We start from the raw sequence: 15268 nt of genomic DNA, 5'->3' as shown, positions 1-15268 counted from the left end.
AGGTAGTCAGTTACCTAATTTTCAGGGAAAAAGTACCTGAATTTTACCCCTGATCCCTCCAATGGTCGGCACTTTTTGAGGTCAAAAAAGTCTAAAAGCCTTATCCAACAAGGTTTTTAGATTTATTCAGCAAGCCCTAGGTAATCATCTGTAGGGTGGGTGAGGCGAAAATAAGTTATACTCTCACTAAAAATTGAGTATTCGCCCTAACCTACCGGACTTCGGCGTGAGCTTTTGTCGAACGCTTTTTACTCCCTATCTCCCCACTGATAACTGATTACTGTTCACTGATTACTGACACCCCCTGATTCCTCAACTCCGATCGCTACCTGCTGTTAAAATAGAGAATTGCGGTCAGACTGACGATAAAATTGAGAAGCTAAATCCTTGATTCTTAATAGTTGTTGAGAAACTTTCCGCCTACTATCGCAATTATCCGATAATATGGGCAACAGCGAGTTAGTCTATTCAGTCTGTTAAAATTGACCCCCGTTGGTCGTATTCGCGCACTGTCTAACCTTTATGATGAGGATCAGTTAATATGGAATCAATGCAACCCACCGAGACCAAAAATCCGATTAGAACGGATTCACCCGGGTCTCTGAGCAAACCCAGCAGCAGCACCGAACAGATTTGGTCTGAATATGTAGAACCAGTTTGGGATTCGGTAATGTCCTATCTGGCTAATGTCCCCGATTATATCGGTAGTTTCTTCTCTGGATACAAAAAACCTTTAATCGTTCTGGGGGCAATTTTAGCGAGTTTTGTCACCGTGAAAGTTACCCTAGCGGTTTTAGATGCGATCGATGATATTCCCCTCCTTGCTCCTATCCTACAATTAGTTGGGATCGTTTATACTGGTTGGTTTGTCTGGCGCTATCTGCTCAAGGATGAAAATCGTCGCGAGTTATTAGCCGAAATTGATGCACTAAAAGCGCAAGTTTTTGGCAGTCACAATAACACTTTATAGAATCAAGCATAAAAAACAAAGGAGTTGAGTGTTTCCGCTCAACTCCTTTGTTTTTGCACAACAGCTTACACTAGAGTTCTTGCATAAGTAGGGTTTGCGGCAAAAAGTACGGGCGAAGCATTCGGATAGAAAATCTCCAGTTTCACCGATAGGTTATTGCCCGAATGCTTCGCCTCTACAGGACGCGGGCCGATGAAGACGCAAGGTTTTGAAGCACGATTCTCTCAAAATCTTGCACCTGTTTCGCGAGAAAAGCCACAAAACCGCTACCTTGCCTACATTTCACATTTATTCAGCAAACCCTAATTAATTTTTGAAAGGGCAAAAATGAGAAAAATAAGCATAAAATTGCCTAAAATCGCTAAATAGAGCATTTAATTGATTAATGCTCATTCTTAATTCTCCTGACGACCGACTCCTGACTTGAAAGAGGGTGTAGGGTGTGGGGTGTGGGGTGTAGGGAAGGAAACCTCTTTCATCTGTGGGGGTGAAAATTTTTTCATCGAGACTGACTCCTAACCCCACCAACAAACTTTTTCAGCCTTTTTCAGCGAACCCTAGCTTAACACCATAGTTCGGAAACCCGTACCGATCGAGCCGTTGTCAGGGGGCCTGGATTTTCGGTAAATTAGCACTCGGAAGGTAAGAGTGCTAATCTGGAAAAAGCACTTACCAAAATACAAGACAAACGGAGGATATTCCATGGCTGCAGTCAGCATCAACGTAACAACTGTTAAACCCCTAGGCGATCGAGTTTTCGTCAAAGTTAGCCCCAGCGAAGAAAAAACCGCCGGTGGCATTTTCCTTCCCGATGCCGCTAAAGAAAAACCCCAAATCGGGGAAGTCGTGGCCGTCGGCCCCGGCAAACGCAACGATGACGGTAGCCGTACCCCTGTAGAAGTGGGTGTGGGTGACAAAGTTCTCTACTCCAAATATGCCGGAACCGATATCAAACTTGGTGGCGAAGAATTCGTTCTCCTCTCCGAAAAAGACATTCTCGCCGCCGTTTCCTAATCATCTACCCTTGAAAACCCCTATTTTGCACGAATAACGATACATTATGGCTAAATCTATTATCTACAACGAAGATGCTCGTCGCGCCTTAGAAAAAGGCATGGATCTTCTGGCCGAAGCGGTGGCCGTCACCCTTGGCCCCAAAGGTCGTAACGTCGTCCTCGAAAAGAAATTTGGCGCACCCCAAATCGTCAATGATGGCATCACCATCGCTAAAGAAATCGAACTGGAAGACCATATCGAGAACACCGGTGTGGCTTTAATTCGCCAAGCAGCCTCAAAAACCAACGATGTAGCGGGGGATGGTACTACTACCGCCACCGTTCTCGCTCACGCTATTGTTAAAGAAGGTTTACGCAACGTCGCCGCCGGTGCTAACCCGATTTCTCTGAAAAAAGGGATCGATAAAGCTGCCGATTTCCTCGTCAGTCAAATCGCCAAACACGCGAAACCCGTAGAAGATTCCAAAGCGATCGCACAAGTGGGCGCTATCTCTGCCGGTAACGATGATGAAGTCGGTCAAATGATCGCCTCGGCCATGGATAAAGTCGGCAAAGAAGGCGTAATTTCCCTAGAAGAAGGGAAATCGATGACCACCGAACTAGAAATCACCGAAGGGATGCGTTTTGACAAAGGTTATATCTCTCCCTACTTTGTCACCGACACCGAGCGCATGGAATGCGTTTTTGAGGATCCCGCTATTCTGATTACCGACAAAAAAATCGGTTTAGTACAGGATTTGGTTCCCATTCTCGAACAAGTTGCCCGTCAAGGTAAACCCCTAGTAATTATCGCCGAAGACATCGAAAAAGAAGCTTTGGCAACCCTAGTGGTTAACCGTCTGCGCGGTGTTCTTAACGTCACTGCGGTGAAAGCTCCCGGATTTGGCGATCGCAGAAAAGCGATGTTAGAAGATATCGCCGTCTTAACCGGTGGTCAAGTCATTAGCGAAGATGCGGGTTTAAAACTGGAAACCACCAAAATTGACAGCTTAGGTACGGCCCGTCGTATCACTATGAACAAAGATACTACCACTATCGTCGCCGAAGGAAACGACGTGGCAGTGAAAACCCGTTGTGAGCAAATTCGCCGTCAAATCGAGGAAACCGATTCTTCCTACGATAAAGAAAAACTGCAAGAACGTCTGGCTAAATTAGCCGGCGGTGTGGCAGTGATTAAAGTCGGTGCCGCTACGGAAACGGAAATGAAAGACCGCAAATTGCGCCTAGAAGACGCAATTAACGCCACTAAAGCAGCCGTAGAAGAAGGTATCGTCCCCGGGGGTGGTACTACTTTAGCTCACTTGGCTCCCCAATTGGAAACTTGGGCTAAAGAAACCCTACACCATGAAGAATTAACCGGTGCTTTAATCGTTTCTCGCGCCATTGCTGCCCCCTTAAAACGGATCGCTGAAAATGCCGGCCAAAACGGTGCAGTTATTGCCGAACGGGTGAAAGAAAAGCCCTTTAATGTCGGTTATAATGCCGCTACCGGTGAGTTCTCCGATATGTTTGAGGCGGGTATCGTTGACCCTGCGAAAGTGACTCGTTCTGCCCTACAAAATGCCGCTTCTATCGCCGGTATGGTTTTAACTACCGAGTGTATTGTGGTGGATAAACCGGAAAAAGAAAAATCCGCTCCTCCCGCCGGCGGTGGTGACTTCGACTATTAATAATTAGTCTGTTTTTTCTTGACTCGATCACTTAAATGCGATCGAGTTTTTTTGATAAAAAAACATCACTCTGGGTTAAGAGTTAATCGGCTAGGATAATATCAAGGTTTTACCCGAACTCATATCGCTATAGATTTTACCGACTCGTTTGATCGATTCTACGGTTCTCATTCACTTGAATTTGTTTGAGGTTTTCTAAATCTTGAATCTGTCGGATCTCTGGCAGTAATTCCAGTCCTTCGATTCCGAATTTTAACTCTAGTCCTAATTCGATACTGTTAAAAATTTCTCTCCGAATTCCTAAGTCTGTTGCTTCTTTGAGGATTTCGTAATACGACGAGGATTCTCTTAAGATTGCCATATCCCACCTTATGATCTCTGTACCGTTGCGCTGTCCAGTACATAAGATATGAAATTCTTGAATAATGTGGAATGTGGGGACTTCACTTTAGCTCCATCCCCCCCATCATCCCAAGAAGCGATCGAGATAGCCATTTAAAAAATACTAAAATTGATTTCAATGGCTGACCCGATTAAAACTAATGTTCTACAAATCACGATGAGATTTGCCACGAAAGGAGGGTATTTTTGGACAATTTTGTTGTTATAGAGATCGTAAAGATCTCCTAACCACTCCTCCCTCCTGTCTTTTGGCAAAATGAGGGCGACAGGTATGGCTAACCACCGAGTGGTCCAGGACTTCCGATACAAAACCTCCATAATTTGATTGACAACGGCTTCCGACTCAGACAGGTTTCCAATGGAGGAGATTGTGCCTGAACTCTTGAATGCCAGACATAGTTCTTTCTCCCAATTGGGTAAGGTGATAATACCTCCTTCTCGCACCGCCTCTGTCATCGGGACGCTCATCTCCCCATCGAGATTTGATAAGTCCTTTTTCTTCCAGGCTGTGAAGAGTAGGATAGAGAGAGCCAATACGGAGCTTTCTGTGTCCCCCACTAGCATCTGCGATGGACTCAATAATTTGCAATCCGTATAACTCTTTATTTTGAAGAGACAATAGAACAAGCTCTTCATTAGGAGTAACAGAAACTGGTTTCGGGACTGCTCTTGAGACTGGTTCTGCGGAATTGATGACATGGGGATTTCCTCCATTATTTGGGTTTTGATCGCCCCCTGAATCAGGGCAATACTGATTAAGTGTGCATTTCATGGTAAAGTTTCTCCTTAGCTATCCCTTGAATTAATAAATTATGGTACTTTGACGTTATGGTTCTTCTGGTTTCTGTGTGGAAACGAGGTCTATACTGATAGTTTCTTCCGCCAAATAGCGATTAAAGTTTTGCCGGATAAGCATTTCTCACCTTACATAAGCAAAAATTATCACACAAAGTCGAGAAGAGCCACATTATTCTCGCTCCTAAAATTGAACGCAACAAGATCCCGTTAGAAAAAAGCCCAGAATAGTGTTAGAACAAGTCGAGGATAAGTTTGACTTTGTTGTTGATCGCAAACCACGAATAAATTTCAGGGACTGGCGGATACAGGTACAGGCAATGGTGTAGGTAGTTAATAATAATTGTCGTACTTCCACTTTGCCTTCAACCTTATCTGTCCAAATTTGCCCGCTTATACTTATAGGGTTGATTTCTGCCACACTAAATACTAAGGTCAAGGTGTTTTGCAATGCCATTAAGGTTGTCAAAGTGTTTTGCAATGCCAATAAGGTTAATTGCTTATTCCGAATCAAGAATTCTCTCGCCTCCTCAATCTCAATCAAGAAGCTTACGAATGCCTCATTCTCAATCAAGAAGCTGTAGGTGCTGTCTTCGCGCATCATCAAGAAGTCTTTCGCCTCATTCTCAATCAAGAAGGTGTCTTGCCCCTCATTCCCAATCAAGAAGTCTTTCGCCTCATTCTCAATCAAGAAGGTGTCTTGCCCCTCATTCCCAATCAAGAAGTCTTTCGCTTCATTCTTAATCAAGAAGCTGTCTTGCCCCTCATTCCCATACATGGTAAACCCCATAGAATCAAAAACTGGCGGGGGAAACAAAACATCACCGCTTGACCGAGCATTAATTTCCAGCCTGATATCCTTGAACTGTATATCAGCAAAAGCTACGGACTCTATAAAAGCAAAAGGGGCTGAAGCCAACATAAATGCTGCCTTCGCGCATTGTTTTAATTGTTCGTTCATTAATAGTTGTCTCCTGGATTTATATAGCCGATCTTATTCTAAGATACCTTAGAAAAATGATATTTGACAAGCGGACGCTACTAATACCATTTTTCTTTATTCTTGCCCAGCGTCCTACTCCCCTCTCCCCTTCTGGGCTATCCCTTATAGGGATATTTCTTAACAATTTTTTCAGTAAGCACTCCAACCCTTATCCTGACTTGATTTTTCTCTGTCAGTAAGGGTGTTAACAAGGAATATTACAAATTGTTAACCGAGTCTTGAAAGCGTTGTGCTGCAAAGGTTTGAAATGTTAAGAAAGATGTGACTAAAGGACAGGGGGGTGAGGGAAATTAACCATCTCTGCCATTACTTCAGAAAAATGGTATAAATACCCTTCTCGCAGGGGTATTTTTCTGTAAATTTAGTTGCCGCAGCTTGGGTTGAACAGAGTGAAACCCAATAACCGAGGATTTATGTCGGGTTTCGTTGCCTCAACCCGACCTACGAATTTACTCGGCCATATCTACTTTTAGATCGGTGAAATCTTTCTGTAAAGAGTCTAATTTTTCCGTGATATTTGTCAGGATAATTTCTAGGGAATCGGTGACGGGGGATTGACTCATCTGAATTTCCAGGAATATTCGATCGCCTAGTAATATTGTAGGCTGATAATCGTTATTGGTAATTCTGCGATCTTTCGGGAGTGACGGAATTACAACGATCGCATTGATCACATATCTTCTTCAGAAAGTCCCGCTTGTTTCAAAAAATGCTTGAGTAATCCGATTTTTAAATCCTGGTTTCCGTGAATCGGCACAGAGATACGGGTGGGATTATCCGGCTGACAGTAAATGTGATGGCTACCTTGAATTCTCAATAATTCCCATCCGTGACGCTCTAAAATTTTGGCGAACTTTTTCCCAGAAATCGATTTCATATCGCTATCTCTAGAATCCGAGTTTTCGGATCGGTCGGCAAGGATTCCACATCTATGGATAGACAACCTTCGATCGCCTCGTGTAAATTCTCTAGTAGTTCCTCGAAAGTTTCTGCTTGGGTGGCACAGCCGGGGAGCGCCGGGACTTCCCCCCAGAAGCCACCTTCCTCCGCCTCGTGAACGATAACTTTCATTTTCATTGCTTATCTCCTAGATCGATCAATGGGAGGGATGGATAGATAATTATCACTACCCCTAAAATCTAACATTTCTACGGGGTTGTGTAAATAATTAGTCTTCAATAACTGGATTTAGTCTAAATATTGTAGGCTGTTTTTGTAGGTGATGCAATCCTTACCAACGTTCTAAAATCAGCCCATCTACATAATTAAAATCAGTATTAAGACTGATAACTGATAACTGATAACTGATAACTGATAACTGATAACTGATTCAAGGCTGACAGCTATATTAATCCACGGTGCGGCGAATTTGAAGACAACACCATTCTTGACGTTTCCACAGGGCAGCCACTGTCCAGCCTTGGGGTTCTAAAATATCTGTAACTGCTTGTGCTTGGGTGACAAGGATGCCGCTTAAAATTCCCCAAGTATTCGGTTTTGCCAGACGGGTAATTTCGGGCATTAAAGCGATAATTGTCTCGGCTAAAATATTACAAACGATGCCATCAACACCATCGGGAATTAATTCTAATAACTCCTCGACACTACCCTGACTAACAGCTAAATTTTCGGGGTTAATCCCGTTGAGATGGCGATTACTATACGTCGCATTCACCGCGAGCGGATCTGTATCGACAGCATAAACTTTTTTGGCCCCTAATAAAATCGCCCCGATCGCTAGTATGCCAGAACCACAACCGATATCGGCGATAATTTTAGGCTCTGGATGGCTACTTAAACGCATTTCTAGGGATTCTAGACATAATTGGGTGGTGGGATGCGTTCCCGTGCCGAAAGCGGAACCGGGGTCAATTTTAATCACCAATCTCTGGTTATTTTCCGGGGGATTTAACCAAGCAGGACAGATCAAAAAGCGATCGCCGATTTCGCTAATTTGCCAATGTTGTTTCCAACTGCTGGCCCAGTCTTCCTCGTCCATTAACTGCCAATGGCTGACAGGTTCGGGAAAACCTAAAATCAAAGCATCCTGCTTTAACCAGAGGCTTAGTGCCTCTAAATCGGGCAATTGCGCTTTAATTTCTGGTATATAGGCCTTAATCTCTAAAGAGGATTGTTTTTTAGCAGTGGCCGTTCCTGAACAGCCAAAATCTTCCAGTCTCCAGAAAACCGTTTCTTCGAGACTAGGTTCGCACAAAACCGTAATTTCCCACCAACTATTAGACATATATTAGTTATCAGTGATCAGGGATCAGTTATCAGATTTGAGTTTTCAGTCAACAGTATTAAGTGGCCAGTTCGGAGCTTTCTTTTCACTGATAACTGATAACTGATAACTGATTTAATCTAGAGTTTTACTGTGTAAGCATCGCGGATACCGGGGACTTTAGTAATTTCCGAGAGCAGACCTTCCGGTAGAGGATCATCGAGACTCAGGGCCATAACCGCATCACCGCGAATAATTTTGCGTCCTACCTGCATACTGGCGATATTGACGTTAAAACTGCCTAAAAGTGCGCCAATTTTGCCGATAATACCGGGCATATCTTGGTGAAGGGTGAATAGCATATGATTACTCGGAGGCACGTTAATGGGGAACTCATCGAGGTCAGTAATGCGGATTTCTCCCGTACTTAACAGCGCTCCGGTGACGGAATGGGTCCCCATAGAACCATTAGCTTCCAAATGAATCGATCCCGAATAGTCGCGGGTGGAAGCGTCCCGGGTTTCAATTACCCGGATACCGCGTTCCTTAGCTTCGATCGCCGCATTAACATAGTTTACCCGTTCCCGGAGGGCTTGGGAAAGTAAACCCTTAATGGCCGCTATCACCAGAGGTTGACTGTCTTTAGTGGCCAATTCTCCCTGTAAACGGACATTTAACGAGTCACAGCGACCTCCTGCCAACTGACTGACAAGATTACCCATAGTTTCCGCTAATTGCAGGTAAGGGCGCAGTTTTTCCATAACATCGGGAGTTAGTCCGGGGATATTAACGGCCGAACGCGCTGGCAAACCGAGGAGGACATCGCGAATTTGTTCGGCCACATCAACAGCCACACCCACCTGTGCTTCCGTAGTCGAGGCACCTAGGTGGGGAGTGAGAATGACGTTAGACAATTCTCTTAATCTAGATTCGCCTAAAGGTTCCTGTTCAAATACATCCAAGGCTGCCCCAGCGATTCTACCGGATTCGAGGGCTTCAATTAAAGCCAACTCATCGATAATGCCGCCTCTGGAACAGTTAATGATGCGGACTGTGGGTTTCATCTTAGCGAGGGTTTCCCGACCGATAAGATGCTGGGTTTCGGGAGTTTTCGGGACGTGGAGGGTGATAAAATCGGACTCAGCAAAGAGTAGTTCCAGATCCACCAGGGTGCAACCGAGTTGATCGGCGCGTTCTTTGGAAATAAAGGGATCGTAGGCGAGAATTTTCATGCCTAGGGATCTAGCCACTTTGGCGACGTGGGAGCCAATTTTACCTAAACCGACGACTCCTAGGTTCTTTTTATAAACTTCTGTGCCGATAAAGCGATTTCTCTCCCATTTATTCGCTTTTACCGACTGATTAGCATCGGGAATATGACGGGAAAGGGATAACATCATGGCCAAGGCGTGTTCGGCAGCGGCGATCGTGTTACCTTCGGGAGAGTTAACGACAATAATACCCTGACGAGTGGCCGCAGGAACATCGATATTATCGACTCCTACCCCCGCGCGGCCGATAATTTGCAGTTTGCTGCCCGCTTCGACGATTTCTTTGGTGACACGGGTACTGGAACGGAGCATCAGCGCGTCGTATTCGGGGATAATTTGAATGATTTCCTCGGCGGATAGTCCTGTTTTCACGTCCACTTGGGCAACCTGTGACAGAATTTCTACTCCTACCGGATCGATCGAATCGGATACCAGAACTTTGGCCATAATCTTTATAACGTGCTTTTTTCAGTCTACGGGCAAATGCTAGACCAATATTGGTATCTAGCGGCAATAGCCCATTTTAGAAGCAAAGGGTGCAGTCTATGGCAAAATTAGCGAAAAGATTTTAGGTTGTTATTCTTAATTGTCGTCCATGGTGTTGATGTCAGCCTCTTGCCGTTGTCACTGAGATAAGTAGTCGTGCAAAATAAATTTCCTAGTGAAGATAGGCAAGAGGCAAGAGGCAAGAGGCAAAAGCTTTATCGAAATGTGTAATTAATTTTGCTTAGGTACTTATGGCTAATTTAATCACGGTGGCGATCGAGTTTTCCGCTTCTTTTTCTAAGGCTTTTTCTAGGGATGCCATTGATTCTGTTTGAAAATTTCTAAGTAGCTGGTTATAATTAAATTAAAAATGGATTTTAGGTTCGATCCCCCCTGCCCCCCTTGATAAGGGGGGTGCCAATCCCCCCTTAATAAGGGAGGCATCTGATAATTTTTAACGCCTACCTAATTATGATGTTCACATAGTAGATAAAAAGCCAAAAACCTCCGCTATACTTAACGGAGGCTGGTTAATTAATTAACAATTTTTGGCTACAATTTCGCCCCACATTCAGGACAGAATTTATTATTCCAACTGTTAACTGCGCCACAACTGGGACAATCGAGCATTTCACAACCCTTGCTGACAATTTTCGGTAAACCAATCATACGCGCATTACTTTGACCGGGGGCGACCATGGGATAACAATTTTCATCCTTAGTCACGATCGCATTGACCAAAACCGGACCATCATGGGCCAACATTTCGGCAATTTTTGCGGCTAATTCCTCTCGATGGCGAATGGTAATCCCTTTAATGCCGTAAGCTTGGGCTAACAGTTCCACATCTGGCATTCCCACTTCCATATTGGAATTAGAATAACGTTCCCCATAGAAAGCTTCTTGCCATTGACGTACCATACCCTGCCAACCATTATTAATAATAATCGTCTTGGTATGGATATTAAATTGGGTTAGGGTGGCCAATTCCTGTAGATTCATTTGGAAACTGGAATCACCACTAATACAGATGACCTCCTCATCGGGAATAGCCACCTTTACCCCCATAGCAGCCGGTAAACCGAAACCCATCGTCCCCAATCCCGCGCTAGAAATCCAACGTCGGGGTCCATTTTTGAGGAATTGGGCCGCCCACATCTGATGCTGGCCCACATCGGTGGTATAGTAGGCGTGGGGTGCTTGACGACCCACCTCAACGATCACTTCTTGGGGGGAAAGTCTGCCTTCCGGTCGAGGTACTTGCAGGGGATAATCTTGTCGCCAGCGCTCGATCTGGGCTAACCAAGCTTGGGTGCGATCGGAATTAGTGGGATAATCAAATTCTCTGGCTTTTTGGAGTATTTGTTCTAAAACTACCCGCACATCCCCGACAATCGGCACGTCAGGGGCGCGATTTTTGCCCACTTCGGCGGGGTCGATGTCCACATGGATTACCTTAGCTTTCGAGGCAAATTCGTCCAATTTCCCTGTTACTCGGTCATCAAAACGAGCGCCGACGGCAATTAATAAATCACACTCGGTCACGGCAAAATTAGCGTAGGCGGTGCCGTGCATTCCTAACATTCCCACCGAGAGGGGATGATGTTCATCAAAAGCACCGATCCCCATTAACGTGGTGGTGACGGGTAACTGAAAACGTTCGGCAAACTCGGCAATTTGGGCGTGGGCATTAGCTGCGATCGCACCTCCGCCAACGTAAAGTAAGGGTTTTTCGGCGGTTTCCAAGAGGTGTAAAGCGGCCTCGATTTGACGACGATTGCCCTTAACCGTGGGACGATAGCCAGTTAGTTTCACATCTCCCGGTTCGACGGGGATATAATCGCACTGTTCTAAACCGACATCTTTGGGAATATCGACTAAAACCGGTCCCGGTCGTCCTGTACTGGCGATATGGAAGGCCTCAGCGACGATTCTCGCTACTTCGCGGGCATTTCTAGCCACATAGGAATGTTTAACAATCGGGAGAGTAATGCCATAAATATCGGTTTCTTGGAAAGCATCGGAACCGATGGCCGCCCGGCTGACCTGACCGGTGATAATTACCATCGGGATGGAGTCCATGTGTGCGTTAGCGATGCCTGTCACCAAATTGGTCGCCCCGGGGCCGGAAGTACCGAAACAGACTCCCACTTTGCCGGTGGCCCTAGCGTAGGCATCGGCGGCATGGGCGGCCGCTTGTTCGTGGCGCACTAAGATATGTTGTAATTCTCCCCGTTCTTCAAAGCGGTAGAGTTCGTCATAGATGGGCAGGATCGCACCGCCGGGATAACCGAAGATGTGCTTAACACCATGACGTTTGAGACTGTCCATCAAGGCATAAGCACCAGAACAACGCTGGGGAACCGTTGTTAAAGAGTCATTGGGCTTGGGAAGTGATGAAACCACAGGGCAAACCGTCCAATTTCTAATGAGAGGGATAATTGCGATTCTGTTGCCTAGGATGCAACTTGAAAAATAGCAAAATTTATATCCTTATACATTTAGTGTATTCTATTTCACCTTTTTGGCCGCAGTTTTTTTTCTTTTTGCATCTTACCCATGCAATATCTGGGGTGATGGGGAAGTGGGGAAGTGGGGAGGGGGGGGAAGTGGGGAAGTGGAGATAAGATAATAGATGCTGGTGATTTCGCCTGATCTTGACTTAGCCCGGGAGTTTTATGATGCCAGTTCAATTATCGTTGCCGTTGTATCATCAACTTTCTCAACCAGAGGTGATTGAATACTTGAGCAGCGATGGGTCAGGGGGCTTATCAGCAGAAGAAGTGGCCAGTCGCTACGAAAAATATGGCCCGAATGAACTGCGATTTAAGCCGGGGAAACCAGCTTGGTTGAGATTTTTGGGGCAATTTCATCAGCCGCTACTCTATATTCTCTTGCTTGCGGGTACTATTAAGGCATTTTTAGGGTCTTGGACGAATGCCTCGGTGATTTGGGGAGTTACTCTGATCAATGCCATTATTGGCTATGTGCAGGAAGCTAAGGCGGAAGGTGCGATCGCTTCCCTAGCCAAGGCCGTAACCACAGAAGCGACGGTGTTGCGAGAGGGACAAACCCTCCGGATTCCATCTCGGGATTTGGTGCCGGGAGATATCGTTTTATTGGCATCGGGGGATAAAGTACCGGCGGACTTGAGGCTGCTGAAAGTCCGCAATTTGCAGGTGGATGAGTCTGCCCTGACCGGGGAATCCTTGCCCGGGTCAAAAGCGATCGAACCCTTACCCGGGGATACGCCCCTAGCAGAAAGGACAAACATGGCCTACGCAGGGAGTTTCGTTACCTTTGGACAGGGCAAAGGGATTGTTGTCTCTACGGCCAACGCCACCGAAGTGGGGCAGATTTCCCAGTCGATGGAAGGCCGAGTCAGCCTTAGCACACCCCTGACCCGTAAATTTGCCCAATTTAGCCGCACCCTACTCTACGCAATTTTGACCCTAGCAACCTTGACCTTTGCCATCGGGTTAGGACGGGGGAAATCTTGGATCGATATGTTTGAAGCTGCCGTTGCCCTGGCAGTGAGTGCGATTCCAGAAGGGCTGCCGGCAGTGGTAACGATTACCTTGGCCATTGGGGTCAACCGCATGGCCCGTCGTCATGCGATTATTCGTAAACTGCCCGCAGTGGAAGCATTGGGGAGTGCGACCGTCATTTGTTCCGACAAAACCGGAACCCTAACGGAAAATCAAATGACTGTACAGTCCATTTATACCGAGGGGCAATATTACGCCGTTAGTGGTGGTGGCTATAGTCCCAAGGGCGAAATTAGTCTGATCACCGATGGCAACCCTGGCAGCCCCTTTGCGGACGAATTGCCCCCGGTCCTAGGGGATTGTCTGGTAGCTGGTTTGCTTTGTAATGACTCCGGGCTAAAACAAACGGGAGAAGATTGGTCAGTGGTGGGGGATCCTACGGAAGGGGCGCTGATTGCGGCCGCTGCCAAAGCAGGTCTCAGTCAATTGGGGCTATTGTCTTCAACCCCACGATTGGATGCAATTCCCTTTGAATCTGAGTACCAATACATGGCAACCCTGCATGATGGGATACCTCGCCTGATCTATGTCAAGGGATCGGTTGAGTCGCTGATGCGTCGTTGTTCCCAGATGATCGATCGCTATGGTCAGATGACTGCGCTGAACGCCGAACAGATCGAGCAAGCGGTGGAAACGATGGCAGAGCAGGGGCTGCGGGTGCTTGCCTTCGCCAAAAAAGCAGCCGCGACCCATCAGCATTCTATCGACCATGAGGATATCGAAACAGGCTTGGTGTTTCTGGGATTACAGGGCATGATTGACCCACCTCGTCCAGAGGCGATCGCTGCCGTTCATGCCTGTCAAACTGCCGGGATTCGGGTCAAGATGATTACTGGTGATCATCTTGTCACGGCACGAGCGATCGCGGAACGGATGGGCATTAAAACGGCAGCACAAGTCTTAGCATTTGAGGGAAAAGAATTAGCGCAAATGGATGATCATCAACTGGCCCAAGCGGTGGTCGATGGATCGGTATTTGCCAGGGTTGCCCCTACCCAAAAACTGCAACTGGTGGAAGTACTCCAGTCTCAAGGAGAAATCGTGGCGATGACGGGCGATGGTGTCAATGATGCGCCGGCTCTCAAGCAGGCTGATATCGGGATTGCCATGGGGAAAGGAGGAACGGAAGTCGCCAGGGAATCTGCTGATATGCTCCTCACTGATGATAACTTTGCCTCGATCAAGGCCGCTGTCGAAGAAGGACGCACCGTTTATCAAAATTTACGCAAAGCGATATCTTTTCTCTTACCTGTCAATGGTGGCGAATCGATGACCATTCTGATCAGTACTTTACTGGCACGAGATTTACCGATCCTCTCCCTACAAGTACTCTGGTTGAACATGATCAACTCGGTCACGATGACTGTTCCCCTGGCCTTTGAAGCAAAATCCCCCAGCATTATGCAGTCACCACCACGCAATCCCAATGAACCTTTGATCACCAAAAAACTATTGCGCCGAATTTTGGCTGTTTCATTGTTTAACTGGATTCTGATTTTTGGTATGTTTGAGTGGGCTAAATCGACCACAGGAGATATTGCCGTTGCCCGCACAATGGCAATTCAATCCCTTGTGGCAGCACGGGTTATCTATCTGCTCAGTATCAGCCAATTAGGGATGAGCCTAGTTAACTACCTGCGTCGTCAGTCAACCTCGATTACTAATGCACCAATCCTAATTTTGGGGATTGTGGCTGCTGTTGCCCTACAAATTTTATTTAGTCAATGGGGGGTGATGAACAGTCTGTTTGCAACGGCGACCCTAACCGGTCATCAATGGCTAATCTGTTTGTTGCCGATGCCGCTCATGGTGTTTTGGGCAATTTTTGCCAATGTTATCGATCCTCCTCATTGTCATGGGAAATAACTAATCTTGAATTCTTG

12 protein-coding genes and 1 pseudogene are annotated in these 15268 nt (G+C 46.2%); 4 read left to right on the top strand and 9 right to left on the bottom strand.

The window, feature by feature from the left end; translation table 11 throughout:
- The first annotated feature begins 541 nt into the window (after positions 1–541).
- The 3 genes from IM485_RS22150 to groL all read left to right on the top strand — a co-directional run bounded on the left by IM485_RS22150 (position 542) and on the right by groL (position 3656).
- Positions 542–970, top strand: coding sequence for a CAAD domain-containing protein (locus IM485_RS22150; RefSeq protein ID WP_104396012.1), 429 nt, complete (start codon positions 542–544; stop codon positions 968–970).
- A 702-nt stretch (positions 971–1672) separates the two neighbouring features.
- On the top strand, positions 1673–1984 hold the full coding sequence (gene groES / locus IM485_RS22145) for a co-chaperone GroES (RefSeq protein ID WP_002737272.1): 312 nt from the start codon (positions 1673–1675) through the stop codon (positions 1982–1984).
- Positions 1985–2030: 46 nt separating this feature from the next.
- Complete coding sequence (groL, locus tag IM485_RS22140; protein ID WP_002804201.1) at positions 2031–3656, top strand: chaperonin GroEL; 1626 nt, start codon at positions 2031–2033, stop codon at positions 3654–3656.
- A 136-nt stretch (positions 3657–3792) separates the two neighbouring features.
- Here groL and IM485_RS22135 read toward each other — a convergent pair whose 3' ends face one another.
- The 9 genes and pseudogenes from IM485_RS22135 to ilvB all read right to left on the bottom strand — a co-directional run bounded on the left by IM485_RS22135 (position 3793) and on the right by ilvB (position 12243).
- Positions 3793–4017: a hypothetical protein gene (locus tag IM485_RS22135; RefSeq protein ID WP_002759485.1), complete on the bottom strand. Its 225-nt coding sequence runs from the start codon at positions 4015–4017 to the stop codon at positions 3793–3795.
- A gap of 384 nt (positions 4018–4401) precedes the next feature.
- Entirely contained in the window at positions 4402–4830 is a 429-nt protein-coding gene (locus tag IM485_RS22130; protein ID WP_103111144.1) for a PadR family transcriptional regulator, read from the bottom strand.
- A 207-nt stretch (positions 4831–5037) separates the two neighbouring features.
- On the bottom strand, positions 5038–5814 hold the full coding sequence (locus IM485_RS22125) for a calcium-binding protein (protein WP_287745596.1): 777 nt from the start codon (positions 5812–5814) through the stop codon (positions 5038–5040).
- Between the two features lie 494 nt (positions 5815–6308).
- A pseudogene (locus IM485_RS22120) lies at positions 6309–6530 on the bottom strand (shikimate dehydrogenase); the annotation flags it as partial.
- Positions 6527–6733, bottom strand: a complete 207-nt coding sequence (locus tag IM485_RS22115) for a type II toxin-antitoxin system HicA family toxin (RefSeq protein WP_104396010.1) — start codon at positions 6731–6733, stop codon at positions 6527–6529. The gene IM485_RS22115 and the pseudogene IM485_RS22120, both read right to left, overlap by 4 nt.
- Positions 6730–6933, bottom strand: a complete 204-nt coding sequence (locus tag IM485_RS22110; protein WP_002737783.1) for a type II toxin-antitoxin system HicB family antitoxin — start codon at positions 6931–6933, stop codon at positions 6730–6732. The genes IM485_RS22115 and IM485_RS22110 overlap by 4 nt, the downstream gene beginning before the upstream one ends.
- Positions 6934–7204: 271 nt before the next feature.
- Positions 7205–8101, bottom strand: a complete 897-nt coding sequence (prmA, locus tag IM485_RS22105) for a 50S ribosomal protein L11 methyltransferase (RefSeq protein ID WP_104396009.1) — start codon at positions 8099–8101, stop codon at positions 7205–7207.
- 119 nt (positions 8102–8220) lie between these two features.
- The gene (serA, locus tag IM485_RS22100; protein ID WP_104396008.1) at positions 8221–9798 is read right to left on the bottom strand and encodes a phosphoglycerate dehydrogenase; all 1578 of its coding nucleotides are present in this window, start codon (positions 9796–9798) and stop codon (positions 8221–8223) included.
- A 591-nt stretch (positions 9799–10389) separates the two neighbouring features.
- Positions 10390–12243: a biosynthetic-type acetolactate synthase large subunit gene (ilvB, locus tag IM485_RS22095; protein WP_104396007.1), complete on the bottom strand. Its 1854-nt coding sequence runs from the start codon at positions 12241–12243 to the stop codon at positions 10390–10392.
- Between the two features lie 275 nt (positions 12244–12518).
- On the opposite strand from ilvB, the gene IM485_RS22090 reads away from it, so the two are divergent.
- Entirely contained in the window at positions 12519–15251 is a 2733-nt protein-coding gene (locus IM485_RS22090) for a cation-transporting P-type ATPase (protein ID WP_287745591.1), read from the top strand.
- Positions 15252–15268: the final 17 nt, after the last annotated feature.

Origin of the sequence: Microcystis sp. M169S2 (assembly GCF_020245865.1) — a bacterium.
Lineage (GTDB): Bacteria > Cyanobacteriota > Cyanobacteriia > Cyanobacteriales > Microcystaceae > Microcystis > Microcystis ichthyoblabe_A.
This window is presented reverse-complemented; position numbering and strand designations above follow the sequence as displayed.